General features: G+C 60.7%; 19 protein-coding genes. 11 read left to right on the forward strand and 8 right to left on the reverse strand.

The genetic code is table 11. The features are described 5' to 3' along the window. Positions 1-82: 82 nt before the first annotated feature. From ftsX to ftsY, 3 genes are read right to left on the reverse strand one after another with little or no spacing between them, the layout of a single operon-like run. Positions 83-1,108 (reverse strand): permease-like cell division protein FtsX, encoded by a 1,026-nt coding sequence (ftsX, locus tag AC3Y64_RS26410; RefSeq protein ID WP_034153670.1) that lies wholly within the window; start codon positions 1,106-1,108, stop codon positions 83-85. Beyond that, on the reverse strand, positions 1,105-1,776 hold the full coding sequence (gene ftsE, locus AC3Y64_RS26415) for a cell division ATP-binding protein FtsE (RefSeq protein WP_003229148.1): 672 nt from the start codon (positions 1,774-1,776) through the stop codon (positions 1,105-1,107). The genes ftsX and ftsE overlap by 4 nt, the downstream gene beginning before the upstream one ends. Continuing rightward, a complete protein-coding gene (gene ftsY, locus AC3Y64_RS26420) occupies positions 1,773-3,314 on the reverse strand; it encodes a signal recognition particle-docking protein FtsY (protein WP_489985752.1) in 1,542 nt (513 codons plus the stop codon). The genes ftsE and ftsY overlap by 4 nt, the downstream gene beginning before the upstream one ends. Positions 3,315-3,658: 344 nt before the next feature. Here ftsY and AC3Y64_RS26425 point away from each other — a divergent pair, with 344 nt between their 5' ends. From AC3Y64_RS26425 to AC3Y64_RS26445, 5 genes are all read left to right on the forward strand, one after another. After that, positions 3,659-5,014: a M16 family metallopeptidase gene (locus AC3Y64_RS26425; RefSeq protein WP_489985753.1), complete on the forward strand. Its 1,356-nt coding sequence runs from the start codon at positions 3,659-3,661 to the stop codon at positions 5,012-5,014. After that, positions 5,007-6,497, forward strand: a complete 1,491-nt coding sequence (locus AC3Y64_RS26430; RefSeq protein WP_489985754.1) for a M16 family metallopeptidase — start codon at positions 5,007-5,009, stop codon at positions 6,495-6,497. The genes AC3Y64_RS26425 and AC3Y64_RS26430 overlap by 8 nt, the downstream gene beginning before the upstream one ends. Continuing rightward, the gene (rsmD, locus tag AC3Y64_RS26435; RefSeq protein WP_158953356.1) at positions 6,497-7,111 is read left to right on the forward strand and encodes a 16S rRNA (guanine(966)-N(2))-methyltransferase RsmD; all 615 of its coding nucleotides are present in this window, start codon (positions 6,497-6,499) and stop codon (positions 7,109-7,111) included. The genes AC3Y64_RS26430 and rsmD overlap by 1 nt, the downstream gene beginning before the upstream one ends. A 64-nt stretch (positions 7,112-7,175) precedes the next feature. Continuing rightward, entirely contained in the window at positions 7,176-8,171 is a 996-nt protein-coding gene (locus AC3Y64_RS26440; RefSeq protein WP_489985755.1) for a hydrolase, read from the forward strand. Next, positions 8,168-8,998 carry an AraC family ligand binding domain-containing protein gene (locus tag AC3Y64_RS26445; RefSeq protein WP_489985756.1) on the forward strand — a complete coding sequence of 277 codons (831 nt, stop codon included), beginning with the start codon at positions 8,168-8,170 and terminating at the stop codon, positions 8,996-8,998. The genes AC3Y64_RS26440 and AC3Y64_RS26445 overlap by 4 nt, the downstream gene beginning before the upstream one ends. A gap of 78 nt (positions 8,999-9,076) precedes the next feature. On the opposite strand, the gene AC3Y64_RS26450 is transcribed toward AC3Y64_RS26445, so the two are convergent. Then, positions 9,077-9,931, reverse strand: coding sequence for a sulfurtransferase (locus AC3Y64_RS26450; protein WP_489985757.1), 855 nt, complete (start codon positions 9,929-9,931; stop codon positions 9,077-9,079). Positions 9,932-9,963: 32 nt separating this feature from the next. Further along, positions 9,964-10,635: a TetR/AcrR family transcriptional regulator gene (locus AC3Y64_RS26455; RefSeq protein ID WP_064388061.1), complete on the reverse strand. Its 672-nt coding sequence runs from the start codon at positions 10,633-10,635 to the stop codon at positions 9,964-9,966. A 146-nt stretch (positions 10,636-10,781) separates the two neighbouring features. Here AC3Y64_RS26455 and AC3Y64_RS26460 point away from each other — a divergent pair, with 146 nt between their 5' ends. The 5 genes from AC3Y64_RS26460 to AC3Y64_RS26480 all read left to right on the forward strand — a co-directional run bounded on the left by AC3Y64_RS26460 (position 10,782) and on the right by AC3Y64_RS26480 (position 15,465). Continuing rightward, entirely contained in the window at positions 10,782-12,212 is a 1,431-nt protein-coding gene (locus AC3Y64_RS26460; RefSeq protein ID WP_489985758.1) for a coniferyl aldehyde dehydrogenase, read from the forward strand. Positions 12,213-12,241: 29 nt separating this feature from the next. After that, complete coding sequence (locus AC3Y64_RS26465) at positions 12,242-12,787, forward strand: twin-arginine translocation pathway signal protein (protein ID WP_489985759.1); 546 nt, start codon at positions 12,242-12,244, stop codon at positions 12,785-12,787. Positions 12,788-12,876: 89 nt separating this feature from the next. Continuing rightward, complete coding sequence (locus AC3Y64_RS26470; RefSeq protein WP_489985760.1) at positions 12,877-14,472, forward strand: GMC family oxidoreductase; 1,596 nt, start codon at positions 12,877-12,879, stop codon at positions 14,470-14,472. Between the two features lie 115 nt (positions 14,473-14,587). Next, positions 14,588-15,067 (forward strand): pantetheine-phosphate adenylyltransferase, encoded by a 480-nt coding sequence (coaD, locus tag AC3Y64_RS26475; RefSeq protein ID WP_003229157.1) that lies wholly within the window; start codon positions 14,588-14,590, stop codon positions 15,065-15,067. A 146-nt stretch (positions 15,068-15,213) separates the two neighbouring features. Then, positions 15,214-15,465: a YfhL family 4Fe-4S dicluster ferredoxin gene (locus AC3Y64_RS26480; protein WP_017734768.1), complete on the forward strand. Its 252-nt coding sequence runs from the start codon at positions 15,214-15,216 to the stop codon at positions 15,463-15,465. A 128-nt stretch (positions 15,466-15,593) separates the two neighbouring features. Here the strand turns inward: AC3Y64_RS26480 and AC3Y64_RS26485 are convergent, their stop codons facing one another. The 3 genes from AC3Y64_RS26485 to AC3Y64_RS26495 form a co-directional block, all read right to left on the reverse strand. Then, positions 15,594-15,917, reverse strand: a complete 324-nt coding sequence (locus AC3Y64_RS26485) for a multidrug transporter (protein ID WP_489985761.1) — start codon at positions 15,915-15,917, stop codon at positions 15,594-15,596. Positions 15,918-15,986: 69 nt separating this feature from the next. Next, positions 15,987-16,799, reverse strand: a complete 813-nt coding sequence (gene mutM, locus AC3Y64_RS26490; protein ID WP_158958057.1) for a bifunctional DNA-formamidopyrimidine glycosylase/DNA-(apurinic or apyrimidinic site) lyase — start codon at positions 16,797-16,799, stop codon at positions 15,987-15,989. A 12-nt stretch (positions 16,800-16,811) separates the two neighbouring features. Then, the gene (locus AC3Y64_RS26495; protein WP_489988032.1) at positions 16,812-17,624 is read right to left on the reverse strand and encodes an HDOD domain-containing protein; all 813 of its coding nucleotides are present in this window, start codon (positions 17,622-17,624) and stop codon (positions 16,812-16,814) included. A 227-nt stretch (positions 17,625-17,851) separates the two neighbouring features. Here AC3Y64_RS26495 and AC3Y64_RS26500 point away from each other — a divergent pair, with 227 nt between their 5' ends. Beyond that, complete coding sequence (locus AC3Y64_RS26500; protein WP_489985762.1) at positions 17,852-18,391, forward strand: type 1 glutamine amidotransferase domain-containing protein; 540 nt, start codon at positions 17,852-17,854, stop codon at positions 18,389-18,391. The last annotated feature ends 31 nt before the right edge of the window (positions 18,392-18,422 follow it).

Genomic DNA, 18,422 nt, shown 5'->3' on the forward strand with positions numbered 1-18,422 from the left:
TCTCAGCACTGCGAAAAATTGACCGGGAACTCAAATACAAGTTCCCAAAAAACCGCGAGGTCAATCACGCGCAAAAAAGATTCTACTTCGGCGCCAGCTCCCTGAGATGGCGTGCGACTGCAATCCATGCACCGATATAACCCAACAGCACCGCGCCAAGCAAGAGCGACAGACCGTCGGCAACTGGCACTCCGGCCAGCGCGAAATCACTGCCGTACAAGCCGGCCAGCCCAACCACCGCGTCGTTCAGCCAGTTCAGGCCAAACGCCAATACGCCCCAGGACAATAGCCCCGCACCGAAGCCATACAACGCGCCCATATAAAGGAAAGGACGACGTACATAGCTGTCAGTGCCGCCGACGAGTTTAATCACTTCTATCTCGGTGCGGCGGTTTTCAATATGAAGACGAATGGTATTGCCTATCACCAAAAGTAATGCAGAAACCAAAAGCACCGTCAGACCGAAGACAAAACGATCGCCAAGCTTGAGGATGGCGGCCAGTCGCTCGACCCAGACTAGATCAAGTTGCGCCTGTTGTACCTTGGGCAGCTCGGAAAGTTTTTGTCTTAATGCTTCCAGGGTCGGCTTGTCGACTTCGTTCGGCGTCACCAACACCACGCCCGGCAAGGGGTTCTCAGGCAGCTCGCGCAGAGCTTCGCCCAACCCGGACTGCTGCTGGAACTCTTCCAGCGCCTGATCACGGCCGACATATTCAGCATCAGCTACGCCGGGCATGCCTTTGATCTGCTCGCGCAACGATTCGCCCTGCTCCGGGCTGGCGTCGAGTTGCAGATACAACGAGATCTGCGCCGCACGCTGCCACGAACCGCCGAGACGCTCGACGTTGTTGAGCAACAGCGAAAGCCCCATCGGCAGACTCAGCGCCACGGCCATCACCATGCAGGTGAAGAAGCTACCGATTGGCTGCTTGCCGAGACGACGCAGGCTGTCGAGCAGGCTGGCGCGATGGCTTTCGACCCACGCACGAAACAGCGTGGCGAAATCCGGGCCATCATCATCGTCGTGTTTTTTCTTCTTTGGTGGCTGCGGATCGGCGGCTTTCGGGGCCACGCGTTCGGAAACCTTGGGACTGCGTGTCGCACTCATACCCCGGCCTCCCCGTCACCGATCAATCGGCCACGTTGCAGGGTCAGCATGCGGTGGCGCATGCGCGCGATCAGCGCCAGGTCGTGACTGGCGATCAGCACGCTGGTGCCCAACCGGTTGATGTCTTCGAACACGCCCATGATTTCGGCCGCCAGACGCGGGTCGAGGTTACCGGTCGGTTCGTCCGCCAGCAGCAAGGCCGGGCGGTGCACGATGGCGCGGGCAATGCCGACGCGCTGTTGCTGACCGGTGGACAGGTCGCCAGGGTACAGATCGGTTTTATCCGACAGCGCTACGCGTTCCAGCGCCGAATCGACACGCTTGGCGATTTCGGCCTTGGACAGCCCGAGAATCTGCAGCGGCAACGCGACGTTATTGAACACCGTGCGATCGAACAGCAACTGGTGATTCTGGAACACCACGCCGATCTGCCGGCGCAGGAACGGTATCTGCGCGTTGCTGATGGTGCTCAGGTCTTGCCCGGCCAGTAGCAGTTTGCCGCTGGTCGGACGTTCCATCGCCAGCAACAGGCGCAACAACGTGGATTTACCGGCACCGGAGTGGCCGGTGACAAACAAGAACTCGCCACGGCGGACTCGAAAGCTCAGCTCATGCAAGCCGACGTGACCGTTCGGGTAGCGTTTACCGACCTGTTCGAAACGAATCATGAACGCTCCCGCTCGGCAAACAGTGCCTGGACAAAGGGTTCGGCTTCAAAGGTACGCAAGTCGTCGATGCCTTCACCGACGCCGATATAGCGGATCGGCAGGCCGAACTGCTTGGCCAAGGCGAAGATCACCCCGCCCTTGGCGGTACCGTCGAGCTTGGTCAGCGCCAGACCAGTCAGTTCGACGGTCTGGTTGAATTGCTTGGCCTGATTGATGGCGTTCTGGCCAGTACCGGCGTCGAGCACCAGCAGCACTTCGTGCGGCGCATCGGCATCAAGCTTGCCGATCACCCGGCGAACCTTTTTCAGTTCTTCCATCAGGTTATCTTTGGTGTGCAGACGACCGGCGGTGTCGGCGATCAGGACGTCAATGCCACGGGCCTTGGCGGCCTGCACGGCGTCGAAGATCACCGATGCCGAGTCGGCACCGGTGTGCTGAGCGATGACTGGAATCTTGTTGCGCTCGCCCCAGACCTGCAATTGCTCCACGGCAGCGGCACGGAAGGTGTCACCGGCGGCGAGCATGACTTTCTTGCCTTCCAGTTGCAGCTTCTTCGCCAGTTTGCCGATGGTGGTGGTTTTGCCGGCGCCGTTGACGCCAACCACCAGAATCACGAACGGCTTGTTCTGCGAAGCGATTTTCAGCGGTTGTTCAACCGGTTTGAGCATCGCGGCCAGCTCGGCCTGCAGGGATTTGTACAGCGCGTCAGCGTCGGCCAGTTCCTTGCGGGCGACCTTCTGGGTCAGGCGCTGGATGATTTGCGTGGTGGCTTCGACGCCCACGTCAGCGGTGAGCAGACGGGTTTCGAGGTCATCGAGCAGATCGTCGTCAATGGTTTTGCGGCCGAGGAACAGGCTGGCCATACCCTCGCCGATGCTGGCGCTGGTTTTCGACAGACCCTGCTTGAGGCGGGCAAAGAAGCCGGCTTTGGTTTCTTCGGAGCGCGGGGCTTCGACCGGGGCTTCAGCGACCACTTCAACGGCTGCCACAGCGGGAGCAGCGACGACCGGCGCCGGTACAGGCTCTGGTTGTTGAACGACTGGCGCGACTGGAGCAACAACCGCCGGGGCAGTCGGCTCAACCGCAACAGGTTCAGCCACTACAGGCTCAGCAACAATCGGCGCAGGTTCGGCAATCGGCTCGACCGCCGGCGCCGGAGCCACCTCAGGCACAAACTCAGCAGGCGCAGGAATCACTGGCGTAATGTGCGGCGCAGCCTCTTCAACCAGTGCCACCGGCTCTTCCGCCACCGGCAAGGTCAGCCACGGCTCGGCGGCCGGGGTCAGCGGCAGCTCAGCCGCCACCGACGCTTCCGGCTCTGGCTCTGGCTCAACCGGTTGCAACACCGGCTCGGCAATCGGCAGAACAATCGGTGCCGGCTCTTCTTCTATAACCGGAGCAGGTGCCGGTGCAGGTTCAGGAATCGCGGGCGGCTGTTCGACGACGGGTTCCTGCGGTTTCTTACGCAGCCATCCGAACAGGCTTTTCTTCTCGCCAGCCGCAGCTGGGGTCTTCTTGTCGTCGTTGGAACCAAACATGGAGGACGGCTATCTCACGGTAGCGACGCGCCATAAGGGCGCCCCGGCAAATAAATATTCGATGCAGAACAGACTGTGTTTCATCCAGCTTGTTCACGCGCAACATTTTGTCGAGGCACCGACGGCACCTCAAAGATCGTTTTAACGAAGGTCTACACCGGTAAAAATCGGCGAAAACGCGGAGTTTAGTAAGGAAAACCCTGCTTTGCGCCGCAAACCCATTCAGCCTGATCAAGTCTCGAAACCTGATAGGCGTGGTCGCCGGTAAAACGGATCAGTATCCTAGCACCCTCTCGCCCGCCGACGCTAAGACCAAGCGGGCAGCCCAACAGGTTAAAAAACGAATGAATGCTCTAGCCCGCCGCGCTGCAGGCCTGCTGCTCAGCACAGTCTGCCTGCCCCTTTCGGCCCTGGCGGCCGACCCGCAACCGACCCACGAATTCACCCTCGACAACGGCCTCAAGGTTGTCGTGCGCGAAGACCATCGTGCGCCAGTGGTGGTCTCGCAGGTCTGGTACAAGGTCGGCTCCAGCTACGAAACCCCGGGCCAGACCGGTCTGTCCCACGCGCTTGAGCACATGATGTTCAAGGGCAGCGAGAAAGTCGGCCCCGGCGAAGCCTCGCTGATCCTTCGCGATCTGGGCGCCGAAGAGAACGCTTTCACCAGCGACGACTTCACTGCTTATTATCAGGTTCTGGCTCGCGACCGCTTGGGCGTAGCCTTCGAACTGGAAGCCGACCGCATGGCCAATCTGCGCCTGCCGGCTGACGAGTTCGCCAAGGAAATCGAAGTCATCAAGGAAGAGCGCCGCTTGCGCACCGATGACAAGCCGATGTCCAAAGCCTACGAGCGCTACAAAGCCATGGCCTACCCGGCCAGCGGCTACCACACGCCGACCATCGGCTGGATGGCTGACCTCGACCGCATGAAGGTCGAAGAGCTGCGCCACTGGTATCAATCCTGGTATGTGCCGAACAACGCCACATTGGTAGTCGTCGGCGACGTCACCCCGGACGAGGTCAAAACCCTCGCCCAGCGCTACTTCGGCCCAATCGAGAAGCGCGACGTGCCACCGGCGAAAAAACCACTGGAACTGGCTGAACCCGGCGAACGCCAGATCACCCTGCATGCGCAGACACAACTGCCTAGCCTGATGCTCGGTTTCAACGTGCCAAGCATTGCCACCGCTGAAGACAAGCGCTCGGTCAATGCGCTGCGCCTGATCTCGGCGCTGCTCGACGGCGGTTACAGCGGTCGCATCCCGACGCAACTGGAGCGCGGCGAAGAGCTGGTCTCCGGCGGTTCGTCGAATTACGACGCCTACACCCGTGGCGACAGCCTGTTCACCCTGTCGGCAACCCCGAACACGCAGAAGAAAAAGACCATGGCGCAAGCCGAGGCCGGTCTGTGGAAACTGCTGGAACAGTTGAAAACCACCGCGCCGTCCGCTGAAGAACTGGAGCGCGTGCGTGCGCAAGTGATTGCCGGTCTGGTCTTCGAACGTGATTCGATCACCAGCCAGGCCACGGCGATTGGCCAACTGGAAACCGTCGGCCTGTCGTGGAAACTGATGGACACCGAACTCGCCGATCTGGAAAGCGTAACTCCACAAGACATCCAGAACGCCGCCAAGCTGTATTTCACCCGCGAACGTCTCAGCGTCGCCCACGTCCTGCCACTGGAGACGACCCATGAGTGAGCGCAAAACCCCACGCCTGATGCTGCTCGGCCTGATTGCCATCGCGGTGATCGGCTCGACGGCTTTCTATCTGTCGCCAAGTGCTGACAGCAAAGCCAGTGAAGCCCTCGACAACGCCAAAACCAGTCAGAAGCTGCAATCGCTGGCTGAACTCGACGGCAAGGCCCCGGCCAGCCGCAAACTCGACGTACAGACCTGGAACACCGCTGAAGGCGCCAAGGTATTGTTCGTCGAAGCCCACGAACTGCCGATGTTCGACATGCGCCTGATCTTCGCCGCCGGCAGCAGCCAGGACGGCAGCGCTTCGGGTCTGGCGGTGCTGACCAACGCGATGCTCAACGAAGGTGTAGCTGGCAAAGACGTCGGCGCGATCGCTCAAGGCTTCGAAGGCCTCGGTGCGGATTTCGGCAACGGTGCCTTCAAGGACATGGCGCTGGCTTCGCTGCGCAGCCTGAGTGCTGCCGACAAACGCGAACCGGCGTTGAAGCTGTTCTCGGAAGTGGTCGGCAAACCGACCTTTCCGGCCGATTCGTTCGCGCGCATCAAGAACCAGATGCTTGCCGGATTCGAATACCAGAAACAGAACCCCGGCAAACTCGCCAGCCTCGAACTGATGAAGCGTCTGTATGGCGATCACCCGTACGCGCATTCGAGTGACGGCAATCCGCAAAGCGTACCGAAGATCACCCTCGCACAATTGCGTGAGTTTCACGCCAAGGCTTACGCGGCGGGCAACGCGGTGATCGCGCTGGTCGGCGATCTGTCGCGCGCGGAAGCCGAGGCAATTGCCAATCAGGTCTCTACTGCCCTGCCGAAAGGCCCGGCGCTGGCGAAGATCGCTCAACCGCAGGAACCGAAAGCCAGCACCAACCACATCGAGTTTCCGTCGAAGCAGACCAACCTGATGCTCGCGCAACTGGGCATTGACCGCGACGATCCGGATTACGCGGCGCTGTCGATGGGCAACCAGATCCTTGGTGGCGGCGGTTTCGGCACCCGCCTGATGAGCGAAGTGCGCGAGAAACGCGGCCTGACCTACGGCGTGTATTCGGCGTTCAGCCCGATGCAGGCCCGTGGCCCGTTCATGATCAACCTGCAGACCCGCGCGGAGATGAGCGAAGGCACCCTGAAACTGGTGCAGGACGTGCTCGCCGACTACCTGAAAACCGGGCCGACGCAGAAAGAACTCGACGACGCCAAACGCGAACTGGCCGGCAGCTTCCCGCTGTCCACCGCGAGCAATGCCGATATCGTCGGCCAACTTGGCGCGATGGGCTTCTATAATCTGCCGTTGAGCTATCTGGATGATTTCATGCGTCAGTCGCAAAGCCTGACCGTGGAACAAGTCCGCGACGCCCTGAACAAACACCTGAGCACGGACAAAATGGTCATCGTCACCGCTGGCCCGACCGTGCCGCAAAAGCCGTTACCGGCCCCATCTGATAAACCTGCCGAGCAACCGCTCGGGGTTCCGGAGCATTAATGGCTACCCGATCGCCTAAAAAACCCGCGCAGAACGTCCATAACGGCGTGAACCAGTTGCGCATCATTGGCGGCCAATGGCGCAGTCGCAAGCTCAGCTTCCCTGACGCGCCAGGCCTGCGCCCGACGCCGGATCGTGTGCGTGAAACCCTGTTCAACTGGCTCGCGCCGTACGTTGAAGGGGCCAAGGTACTCGACCCGTTCGCCGGCAGCGGCGCGCTGTTTCTCGAAGCGCTGTCCCGTGGCGCGGCCATGGGCCAGGCGCTGGATGCCAGCAACATTGCGGTGTCCAGCCTGAAAGAACACCTCGGCACCCTGCGCTGCACCAACGGTCAGGTGCAGACCGCCGACGCCCTGCGTTATCTGGAAACCCAGACCGCAACGCCGTTTGATCTGGTGTTCCTCGACCCGCCGTTCAACCAGAATCTGCTGCCGGCCGTGTGCACCTTGCTTGAAGAGCGGCAGTGGCTGGCACCGGACTCGTGGATCTACACTGAAAGTGAAACGGCACCCTCGATCCTCGGCCTGCCGGGCAACTGGCGCCTGCACCGCGAGCAGAAATCCGGGCGAGTGCACTACGCCTTGTGGCAACGTATGGCAGAGATCGCCGGTTAACCGACCAGCCTGAACAAGCGGCGCGCTTCACAAGAGGCGTCGCCGCGCTGCATCGAGAATCATCGTGCCCCCTCCTTCAGAACGCTTCATTCCCGCCCTCGGCCTCGGCAATCCACACCTGCAAACCTTGTGGGGACCGCTGTGGCGCAAAACCGTGCATATCGAACGCGAGCGCGAACGCTTGTGGCTTGAGGACGGCGACTTCCTCGACCTTGACTGGTATGGCCCGCACACGGCTGACGCGCCGCTGGTTCTGGTGCTGCATGGCCTGACCGGATCTTCCAATTCGCCCTATGTGGCGGGCGTGCAGAAGGCGTTGGCCGATCAAGGCTGGGCCAGCGTTGCGCTGAACTGGCGCGGCTGTTCAGGCGAGCCGAACCTGCTGCCACGCAGCTATCACTCCGGCGCCAGCGAAGACCTCGCCGAAGCCATCAAACACCTGCGTGCGAAACGACCCTTGGCGCCGTTGTATGCCGTCGGTTATTCCTTGGGCGGCAATGTGTTGCTCAAGCATCTGGGCGAAACCGGCAGCGCCAGTGGTGTGCTCGGCGCGGTGGCGGTGTCGGTGCCGTTCCGCCTCGATCAATGCGCCGACCGGATCGGCCAGGGTTTTTCCAAGGTCTATCAGGCGCACTTCATGCGCGAAATGGTCGCGTACATCAAGAACAAGCAACGGCAGTTTCAGCATGACGGGCGTGAAGATGGCCTGGCGGCGCTGGCAGCGCTCGGTTCACTGGAGAACATGCGCACGTTCTGGGATTTCGATGGCCGGGTGACCGCTCCGTTGCACGGTTTTACCGATGCCGAGGATTATTACCGGCGGGCGTCGAGTCGTTATTACCTCGGTGAAATCCGCACACCGACCCTGATCATTCAGGCGGCGGACGACCCGTTCGTGTTCCCGCACAGCTTGCCTCAGGCGAGCGAACTGTCGGCCTCAACCACCTTTGAATTGCAGGCACGCGGCGGACACGTTGGATTCGTCGACGGCTCGGTGCGCCAGCCTGGCTATTACCTCGAACGCCGTATCCCGCAATGGCTGGCCAGCGTGCCCGCATGAGCGATCAGGGCGAGTCGATCCGTTTCTGGCAATCGGCGCCGTTGCCCGGTGTCGAACTGCTGTCGGCGCGCTATATCGAACAGCGCTTCGCCCCGCACGTACACGATGGCTTTGTGATCGGCATGATCATGGCCGGCGCGCAGCGTTATCGCTACCGCGGCGCCGAACATCTGGCCGGCAGCGGCACGCTGGTGCTGATCAACCCGGATGAGCTGCACACCGGGCACAAGGGCACCGACGACGGTTGGCTGTATCGAGCCTTCTACCCGGATACCGGCAAGATTGTTTCGCTGCTGGATGAGCTTGAACTGTCCACGACGAGTTTGCCGGCGTTCGGCGCCACGCTGTACCGCGACCCGGATCTGGTCAGCGGTTTTGCACAATTGCACCGGTTGCTGGAAAGCCCTGCTACCGCGCTGCAACAGCAGACGGTGTGGCGCGAGATGATGTTGCTGTTGTTGCAGCGCCACGCGGCGGTGCGAGAAATCGGTAACCCCGGCAAGGAGCACCGCGCGGTGCTGATCGCCAAGGATCTGTTGCACACACACCTGGCGGCGCCGCCGTCGCTGGAGGAACTGGCCGCAGCGGTCAATCTGTCGCCGTTCCATTTCGCCCGGGTGTTCCGCCGCGCGACCGGCATGCCACCGCACAACTGGCTGATGCAGCAACGCATCGCTCAGGCGCGGGCCTTGTTGCAGAACGGCTGTTTGCCGCTGGAAGTTGCCACGCAATTAGGTTTTGCCGATCAGAGCCATTTGAGTCGACAGTTCAAGCAGGCTTATGGCGTTGGGCCCGCTGCGTATCGCAGTGCCCGCCTGAAAAGCTAAAAGATCGCAGCCTGCGGCAGCTCCTACATTGGAATGCATTTCCCTGTAGGAGCTGCCGCAGGCTGCGATCCTTTGATCTTATTCGCCGGTGGCTATGCCGCGCGCCGGTTCGTTGATCCACTCACTCCAAGACCCCGCATACAACGAACCCAACGGATACCCCGCCAGGCACAGCGCAAACAGGTTATGGCACGCGGTCACTCCAGAGCCGCAATAAGCCACCAGCTCCGACGGCGAACGCTCACCGAGCTTCTCGGCAAAACGCTGCTTGAGCTGATCGGCCGGGAGGAATCGCCCGTCGCTGCCAAGGTTGTCAGTGAACGCCGCGCACTGTGCACCCGGAATATGCCCGGCCACCGGATCGATCGGTTCCACTTCACCCTTGAAGCGCGGCAAGGCCCGAGCATCGATCAACGTCAGCGCCGGCTGACCGAGGCGCTTTTGCAATTTCTCGGCGCTGATCAACAAGCTCATGTCCGGTTGACCCCTGAAGTTGCCAGGGCTCACCGTCGGCGCATCCAGGCTCAGCGGCAAACCCGCCGCGTGCCAGGCCTTGAGTCCACCATCGAGAATGAACACGCCTTCACGTTTGCCCAGCCACGCCAGCAACCACCACGCCCGCGCCGCGTAGGCACCGGGGCCGTCGTCATACAGAACCACGTCGCTGTCGTTGTTGATGCCCCACGCTTGCAACCGCTCGATCAACGCCGCCGGCTCGGGCAACGGATGCCGCCCGGTCACGCCCTTGACCACTGTGCCGCTGAGATCGCGCTCAAGATCGGCAAAGCTCGCCCCGGCAATGTGCCCTTCGGCATAGCTGCGCTGCCCGTAATCCGGATCTTCGAGGGCGAAACGACAATCGAGAATCACCAGCCCCGGCTGTTCCTTGCGGGCATCCAGCGTTTGCGGGCTGATCAGTTGCGCAATCGGCATAACGGGCTCCTGTGGAGTTTCAACAGAACGGTTTATTTCACGTCTTCGAGGGCCTGGGCCAACGGCACGTAGAACTCATCAAACAACGCGTTGACCTGTTCACGCGCCTCGTCGGTGACAAATCCGGCTTCGAGGACCAACACCTGATACACGCCACGTTTAACAGCTTGTTCGCTGAGGTGATTGGAGTTTTCGCGGGTGGTGCACAGAAAGCGTACCCAAGAGGTCAGGATGATCCACGCGTTGAGGGTCAGGGATTCAATCTGCACGCGATCCATCTTGAGGATTCCGGCGGCGACAAAGCCTTCGTAGATCGCCGCGCCTTGAATCACGCAGCGCTGGGAAAAACGCCGGTAACGCGCGGCCAGTTCCGGATCGCTGTCGAGCAGATGCTCGAGGTCGCGATGCAGAAAACGGTAACCCCACATCGCCGACAGCAGCTCCTTGAGATAGAAACGCTTGTCTTCGACCGTCGCGGCGCGGCCCTGCGGCGGGCGCAGAAAGCTGTCCACCAAGGCTTCGTACTCACTGAACAGCACGGCGATGATCGCCTGCTTGTTAGGGAAGTGGTAGTACAGATTGCCCGGAGAAATCTCCATGTGGGCGGCAATGTGGTTGGTGCTGATGCTGCGCTCGCCCTGTTGGTTGAACAGCTCGAGGCTGTTCTGCACGATGCGCTCGCTGGTTTTTATTCGTGGGGCCATGGCTTGAGCTTTAATTCAGAGTGCGATGAGGGGCATCTTACGACCTATCCGGAAATGGATAAAACAAAGCTGCACACGGAAGTCATTTGACTTTATAGAGCATAGACTCTAAAAAGTTCCTCACTACAATAAATCCGGAGCCTACGATGACTGCCGATATTGCCTACCTGCAAACACTGCAACAGCCACTCGAAGAGCTCAACCGGCTGTTCCATGCGCAACGGGCAGCATATGCCGCCAACCCGATGCCTCCCGCCGCCCAACGCCAGCAGTGGTTGAAGGCATTACGCGATTTGTTGAGCAGTGAGCGCCAGGCGTTGATCGAAGCCATCAGCGCAGATTTCAGCAACCGCAGCGCCGATGAAACCCTGCTCGCCGAGCTGATGCCCAGTCTGCATGGCATTCATTACGCCAGCCGCCACCTCAAAGGCTGGATGAAACCCTCGCGGCGCAAGGTCGGTATGGCGTTCCAGCCTGCTGCAGCGAAAGTGGTTTACCAGCCGCTGGGCGTCGTCGGCGTCATCGTGCCGTGGAATTACCCGTTGTACCTGGCCATCGGGCCGTTGGTCGGCGCTCTTGCGGCGGGCAATCGAGTGATGCTCAAACTCAGCGAATCAACCCCGGCAACCGGGCTGTTGCTCAAGGAGCTGCTGGCGCGAATCTTCCCCGAAGATCTGGTGGGCGTAGTTCTCGGCGAGGCCGATGTTGGCGTGGCGTTCTCCCGCCTGTCGTTTGATCACCTGCTGTTCACCGGTTCAACCAGTGTCGGCAAGCACGTGATGCGCGCAGCGGCCGAAAACCTCACGCCCGTGACGCTGGAGCTGGGCGGCAAATCCCCCGCCATCGTTTCCCGAGACGTGCCGCTGAAGGACGCTGCCGAACGCATCGCTTTCGGTAAAACCCTGAATGCCGGGCAAACCTGCGTCGCCCCCGATTACGTGCTGGTGCCGGAAGACCGCGTCGGCGGCTTCGTCGAAGCCTATCGCCAGGCAGTGCAGAGCTTTTATCCGACCCTCAGCGACAACCCGGATTACACCGCGATCATCAATGACCGCCAGCTGAGCCGCCTCAATGGTTACATCAGCGACGCCACCAGCAAAGGCGCGCTGCTGATTCCGCTGTTCGAGCAGGGTCAGGGCCGACGCATGCCGCACAGTGTGCTGCTGAATGTCAGCGACGACATGACCGTGATGCAGGACGAAATCTTCGGCCCGCTACTGCCGATCGTGCCGTATCGCGATCTGGAGCAGGCATTTGCTTACATCAATCAGCGCCCAAGACCTCTGGCTCTTTACTACTTCGGCTACGACAAAGGTGAGCAGACCCGCGTGCTGCACGAAACCCACTCCGGTGGCGTGTGCCTGAACGACACACTGCTGCAAGTGGCGCAGGACGACATGCCGTTCGGCGGCATCGGTCCATCCGGCATGGGCCATTACCACGGTCACGAAGGTTTTCTGACCTTCAGCAAGGCCAAAGGCGTGTTGGTTAAACAGCGCTTCAACGCTGCCCGGCTGATTTACCCGCCGTACGGCACGTCGCTTCAGAAACTGATCCAGAAGCTGTTCATTCGCTAAACATTTGTCATTGCCGGGTAATAACAATAATGCACCCAAGCCTGACCGAAACACCTGCGCTGTCACGCCGTGGCCTGCTGAAATTCAGCCTCGGTGCCACGGCATTCCTCGCCACCGCTGGCCTCGGCGCCAGCCTCAGCGGTTGTTCTTCCAACGTCGCAGCCAACGGCTTCATCACCTTGCGCGACGGCGATCTGCTGTTTTTGCGCGCACTGATTCCGGTGATGCTCGAAGGCGCCGTGGCGGCCGAAAAAATGCCCAGTGCCGTCGACGGGACGTTGAAGTCGCTGGATTACAGCCTCGATCATTTGTCGCCCGAGATGCTCAAACTCACTCGCCAACTGTTCGACGTACTCGGCATGGCGGTGACCCGTGGGCCGCTCACCGGAATCTGGGGCAGTTGGGAAAACGCCAGTCCCGAAGCGATGCGGCACTTTCTTGATCGCTGGGAAAACAGTTCGCTGAGCCTGTTGCGCATGGGGCATAGCTCGTTGCAACAAATGGTGCTGATGGCGTGGTACGCCCGCGCCGAGTCATGGGCGCATTGCGGTTATCCCGGCCCGCCCACCGTTTGAGATCGGCGTAGCGCCCTTCGCGAGCAAGCTCGCTCCCACAGGGCCAGTCACCCCACCTTGCATCCAGAATAATAAAGAGAACCTGACCGATGCCCGTACCCGACCCGTTCCGCGAAGGCCTCGCCCGAGGCTGGAAAACCTACAACGGCGCACAACTGAGCGATGACCTGACGCTGGAAGCCGATGTTGCCATCATCGGCAGCGGCGCGGGTGGCGGCACCACCGCGGAAATCCTCAGCGCCGCCGGCTACAAAGTCCTGCTGATCGAAGAAGGCCCGCTCAAGACCAGCTCCGACTTCAAGATGCTCGAAGACCAGGCCTACAGCAGCCTCTATCAGGAAGGCATCGGGCGCATGAGCAAGGACGGCGCGATCACCATCCTGCAGGGCCGAGCGGTCGGCGGCACGACGCTGATCAACTGGACATCAAGCTTCCGCACCCCGGAGCCGACCCTCGATCACTGGGCCAAGGAACACAACGTCAAAGGTCACAGCCCAGCCGAAATGGCGCCATGGTTCGAAAAAATGGAACAGCGCCTCGGCGTCGCGCCGTGGATGGTGCCGCCCAACGCCAACAATGACGTGATCCGCAAAGGCTGCGAGCAACTCGGCTACAGCTGGCACGTGATCCCGCGCAACGTGCGCGGTTGCTGGAATCTGGGCTACTGCGGCATGGGCTGCCCGACCAACGCCAAGCAATCGATGATGGTCACCACCATTCCCGCAACATTGGAAAAGGGTGGCGAGTTGCTCTATCTCGCCCGCGCAGAGAAATTGCTGATCAGCGGCGACAAGGTCACTGGCCTGCAATGCGTGGCGATGGACGAGCGCTGCGTCGCACCGACCGGGCGCACCATCACGGTCAAGGCTCGGCATTACGTGCTGGCCGGCGGCGGCATCAACAGCCCGGCGCTGCTGCTGCGTTCAGAGGCGCCGGATCCGCATAAGAATCTCGGCAAGCGCACCTTTCTGCACCCGGTGAACATGTCCGCTGCGCGCTTCGATGACGTGGTCAATCCGTTTTACGGGGCGCCGCAATCGATCTATTCCGATCACTTCCAATGGAAGGACGGCACCACCGGGCCGATGGCGTTCAAACTCGAAGTGCCGCCGCTGCATCCCGCGCTGGCGGCGACGCTGCTCGGCGGTTTTGGCCAGGAGAGCGCGCAACACATGGCTGATCTGCCGCACACGCACGCCATGCTCGCGCTGCTGCGTGACGGTTTTCACCCGGACAGCACTGGCGGCGCGGTCGAGTTGCGTGGCGATGGCTCACCGGTGCTCGATTACCAGGTTTCGCCGTACGCCTGGGAGGGTTTGCGCAAGGCCTTCCACGTCATGGCTGAAATCCAGTTCGCCGGCGGCGCGAAATCGGTGATGCCGATGCACGCCGACGCGCGTTACGTGAACACCCTGGCCGAAGCCCGCACGCTGATCGATGGCCTGAGCCTCGAGTTGTATCGCACGCGCCTGGGCAGCGCCCACGTCATGGGCGGCTGCGCGATGGGTGAAGACGCCAAAAGCGCCGTCACCGACAGCCTCGGTCGCCATCATCAACTGAGCAATCTGTCGATTCATGACGGCTCGCTGTTCCCCACCAGCATCGGCGCCAACCCGCAGTTGTCGGTGTACGGCCTGACCGCGCAACTGGCGAGCGCATTGGCTGATCGGCTGAAAAACCCGTGAATATCCGGATTATTGCCATCGTCTATAGTGCTTTCTTACCCAACAGGCGACTTGGCCGACCGGGACGGCTGCGATACCATCCGACTCCCCAACGGACTCCCGCCAGGACGACGCGATGAACCGAGTGTTGTACCCAGGTACCTTCGACCCTATTACCAAGGGCCATGGCGATCTGGTCGAACGCGCCTCGCGCCTGTTCGATCACGTGATCATTGCGGTCGCTGCCAGCCCGAAAAAGAACCCGCTGTTCCCGCTGGAACAACGGGTTGAACTGGCTCGCGAGGTCACCAAACACCTGCCGAACGTGGAAGTGGTCGGTTTCTCGACGCTGCTCGCGCATTTCGCCAAAGAGCAGAACGCCAACGTGTTCCTGCGTGGGTTGCGTGCGGTGTCGGACTTCGAATACGAATTCCAGCTGGCCAACATGAATCGCCAGTTGGCGCCGGATGTAGAGAGCCTGTTTCTCACGCCGTCCGAGCGTTATTCGTTCATTTCTTCGACGTTGGTGCGGGAAATCGCCGCGCTGGGCGGCGATATCAGCAAGTTCGTCCACCCGGCCGTGGCCGATGCGCTGACCCTGCGCTTCAAAAAGTAGGCGCTGCCGAAGGCTGCGATCTTTTGATCTTGATCGCAGCCACGCACAGCAGTTGATCGCAGCAACGTGCACTGCGCTCGCCAATGCGGCACAATTGCGCGCATTGATTTATAGCGCCCGGGCCTGCCGCCCCGGCTGGAGTTAGCATGTCCCTGATCATCACCGACGATTGCATCAACTGCGACGTCTGCGAACCCGAGTGCCCGAACGCCGCCATCTCCCAAGGCGAAGAGATCTACGTGATCGACCCGAACCTGTGCACCCAGTGCGTCGGCCACTACGACGAACCGCAGTGCCAACAGGTCTGCCCGGTTGATTGCATTCCGCTGGACGAAGCGCATCCGGAGACTGAAGAACAGTTGATGGACAAGTATCGCAAGATCACCGGCAAGGCCTGATTTCTTCAGCGCCTGATCGGGTCTGATCGCTAGCAGGGCTAGCTCCCACACTGGATTTGCGTCGATCACAAATCCCTGTGGGAGCCAGCCCTGCTGGCGATCAGCAGCGCCATAAATCCCTGATCAGCTCACTCACGCTGCTCAAACCCCTCCCCTATACACCCCAGACATCGCACAAACGCTGCCTTCGCCGGATCCACCACCAACGCCTGCCCGGCATCGCCGATTCCGCCACCCAACGCGGTAAATGGCAGCGACACGACAAACGCTCCCGCACCGATCACCGTTGCTACCACCAATAAAGGTCGGGCAATCAGCAAATCGCCGAGCATGGCGTAGGCCGGAGGATTCTGGATGGTGTAGCGCGGATCACCGCTGCCGTTTTCCGTGGCCTGAACGACCAGACTGGAACACAGCAGCAGCGAGACAAGCAGGACTTGCAAGGATTTCATGGCACGATCCTTCGGGCTGAACAGTGAGACAACTCACTATAGACCGTAGGACTTTTTCAGCCGTCTGCCTCAGGTCTGGCAGCGCGGGCAGAACACACTGGCCCGCTGACCCAGCTTCACTTCCCGCAGACCGGTGCCGCAGACCTTGCAGTGTTCACCGCCACGGCCATAGACAAACAGCTCCTGCTGAAAATACCCCGGCTGACCATCACCGCCAATGAAATCACGCAACGTGGTGCCGCCGCGCTCGATGGCGGCGGCGAGAATCCGCTTGATTTCGATCGCTAGTTTCAAATAGCGCCCCCGGGAAATGCCTCCGGCCTCGCGACGTGGATCGATGCCGGCAGCGAATAGCGCTTCGGTCGCATAAATATTGCCGACCCCGACCACCACTGCGTTGTCCATGATGAACGGCTTCACCGCCATCGAACGCCCGCGTGACAACTGAAACAAGCGCTCGCCATCAAATAGATCGGTTAACGGCTCGGGGCCGAGTCGAATCAACAGCTCGTGATTGAGCGGATCGGTACTCCACAGCATCGCGCCGAAACGTCGCGGATCGGTGTAACGCAGGGCCAGGCCCGATTCCAGCTCGATATCGACGTGCTCATGCTTCAACGCCGGCAAACCGGCCTCGACCAGACGCAAATTGCCCGACATGCCCAAATGGCTGATCAACGTGCCGACTTCAGCGTTGATCAACAAATACTTGGCGCGGCGCTCGACCAGCACGATGCGCTGCCCCGACAGGCGCACATCGAGGTCGTCCGGGATCGGCCAGCGCAGGCGCCGGTCACGCACGATCACCCGGCTGACGCGCTGGCCTTCCAGGTGCGGAGCAATGCCGCGGCGGGTGGTTTCGACTTCCGGCAATTCAGGCATGGGGTTCTCGAATCAATGCGCGCCGAGGTCGCGGATCGTTTGTTTGAGGGTTTCGAAGTCGTAATCCGACAACCCCACGTAATCGAGTACCAGCGGGCCGACAGCGTTCCATTCGAAATCTTCGGTCTGGTTGCCCAGCACGCGATACGAGGCGCAAATGTGCTCGGCCATCTTCAGGATCGCCAGCAGGTTTTTCAACTGACTGTTGCGCGACGACTCATCGCTGAAGATCGCCAGTGCATTGTGATGATTGGCGATCGCGGCGCTGACATGCTCCGGCAGGCGCCACGATTTGGCGGTGTAATAACCGACCACGGCATGGTTGGTGTTGAACTCACGATTCTCGGTGTCGACCACCCGGCATTCCGGGCTGGCGTTGGCGTAAGCCTGTTCCAGCACCGACATGTAATTGGGGAAGCGCTGCAACATCAACGGCACGCCGCAGTCGTGGAACAGGCCCAGTGCGTAAGCTTCGTCACCGGCCTGAGTGCCAACGCGCTTGGCCAGGGTCAGGCACGTCATCGCCACATCCTGAGCGGTGTCCCAGAAACGATTGAGGGTGACGATGGTGTCGTCGTTCATCTCGCCCTTGATCGACTGCGCGTTGATCAGGTTGATGATCGAACGGCTGCCCAACAGGTTCACCGCGCGCTGGATCGAAGTGATCTTGTTGCTCAAGCCGTAATACGGCGAATTGACGATTTTCAGCAGCGAGCCGGACAGGCCCGGATCCTGAGCGATCAATTTGGCGATCACTTCCAGGTCCGGATCGGGCATGTACTGCTCCATTTGCAGATCCACCATGATCTGCGGTTGCGCCGGCACACTGATGCCTTGCAGCGATTGTTGAATCTGTTCGGTGGTCAGCTCTTGGGACATAAGTACACACTCTGGGACAGGCGGCGATTCTAACCGCTGAAGCACGGGTACGACACACCGACCGGCATATCGGAGGAACTTTCATTCAAGCTCAGGCTTCGGATTTTGTAAGGCCCGATGGACAGTTTCTGTCCGGCACGGCAACAAATCCCCATAGACTCAGGAGCTTATCGATGGCCACTTCCCTCAACGGCAAGCGCGTCGCTTTTTTGGTAACCGATGGTTTCGAACAGGTTGAATTGACAGGTCCGAAGCAAGCGCTGGAGCAGGCTGGCGCGCAGGTCGACATCCTTTCGGCCGAGGCCGGCCAGGTCAAAGGCTGGAATCACGACAAACCGGCAGATGACTTCAAGGTCGACCAGACGTTCCAGGCCGCCAGCATCGAACAGTACGACGCGGTGGTGTTGCCGGGCGGCGTGCAGAACTCCGACACCATCCGTATCGATCAGGATGCCCAGCATCTGGTCAAGACCGGCGCCTCCGCCGGCAAGCCGATCGCGGTGATCTGCCATGGCAGCTGGCTGTTGATTTCGGCGGGATTGGTCAATGGCAAGACCATGACCAGCTACAAGACGCTCAAGGATGACTTGGTGAACGCTGGCGCGCATTGGGTGGATAAAGAGGTGGTCAAGGATGGCAACCTGATCAGCAGCCGGCAGCCGGATGATATTCCGGCATTCAATAAAGAGCTGATCGACGCGCTGTCGGCGTAATAGTCAAAACCGCCTCGCGAGCAAGCTCGCT

It is taken from the genome of Pseudomonas sp. 4CAES_32.4, assembly GCF_058136335.1.

Excerpts from the sequence above, each read along its gene's own strand:
- AC3Y64_RS26460 (WP_489985758.1), top strand. The coding sequence starts at position 10,782 with ATGACTGCCGATATTGCCTACCTGCAAACACTGCAACAGCCACTCGAA.
- ftsE (WP_003229148.1), bottom strand. The coding sequence starts at position 1,776 with ATGATTCGTTTCGAACAGGTCGGTAAACGCTACCCGAACGGTCACGTC.
- ftsY (WP_489985752.1), bottom strand. The coding sequence starts at position 3,314 with ATGTTTGGTTCCAACGACGACAAGAAGACCCCAGCTGCGGCTGGCGAG.
- mutM (WP_158958057.1), bottom strand. The coding sequence starts at position 16,799 with ATGCCTGAATTGCCGGAAGTCGAAACCACCCGCCGCGGCATTGCTCCG.
- AC3Y64_RS26500 (WP_489985762.1), top strand. The coding sequence starts at position 17,852 with ATGGCCACTTCCCTCAACGGCAAGCGCGTCGCTTTTTTGGTAACCGAT.
- AC3Y64_RS26485 (WP_489985761.1), bottom strand. The coding sequence starts at position 15,917 with ATGAAATCCTTGCAAGTCCTGCTTGTCTCGCTGCTGCTGTGTTCCAGT.
- AC3Y64_RS26450 (WP_489985757.1), bottom strand. The coding sequence starts at position 9,931 with ATGCCGATTGCGCAACTGATCAGCCCGCAAACGCTGGATGCCCGCAAG.
- ftsX (WP_034153670.1), bottom strand. The coding sequence starts at position 1,108 with ATGAGTGCGACACGCAGTCCCAAGGTTTCCGAACGCGTGGCCCCGAAA.
- AC3Y64_RS26425 (WP_489985753.1), top strand. The coding sequence starts at position 3,659 with ATGAATGCTCTAGCCCGCCGCGCTGCAGGCCTGCTGCTCAGCACAGTC.
- coaD (WP_003229157.1), top strand. The coding sequence starts at position 14,588 with ATGAACCGAGTGTTGTACCCAGGTACCTTCGACCCTATTACCAAGGGC.
- rsmD (WP_158953356.1), top strand. The coding sequence starts at position 6,497 with ATGGCTACCCGATCGCCTAAAAAACCCGCGCAGAACGTCCATAACGGC.
- AC3Y64_RS26465 (WP_489985759.1), top strand. The coding sequence starts at position 12,242 with ATGCACCCAAGCCTGACCGAAACACCTGCGCTGTCACGCCGTGGCCTG.
- AC3Y64_RS26455 (WP_064388061.1), bottom strand. The coding sequence starts at position 10,635 with ATGGCCCCACGAATAAAAACCAGCGAGCGCATCGTGCAGAACAGCCTC.
- AC3Y64_RS26445 (WP_489985756.1), top strand. The coding sequence starts at position 8,168 with ATGAGCGATCAGGGCGAGTCGATCCGTTTCTGGCAATCGGCGCCGTTG.
- AC3Y64_RS26480 (WP_017734768.1), top strand. The coding sequence starts at position 15,214 with ATGTCCCTGATCATCACCGACGATTGCATCAACTGCGACGTCTGCGAA.
- AC3Y64_RS26470 (WP_489985760.1), top strand. The coding sequence starts at position 12,877 with ATGCCCGTACCCGACCCGTTCCGCGAAGGCCTCGCCCGAGGCTGGAAA.
- AC3Y64_RS26430 (WP_489985754.1), top strand. The coding sequence starts at position 5,007 with ATGAGTGAGCGCAAAACCCCACGCCTGATGCTGCTCGGCCTGATTGCC.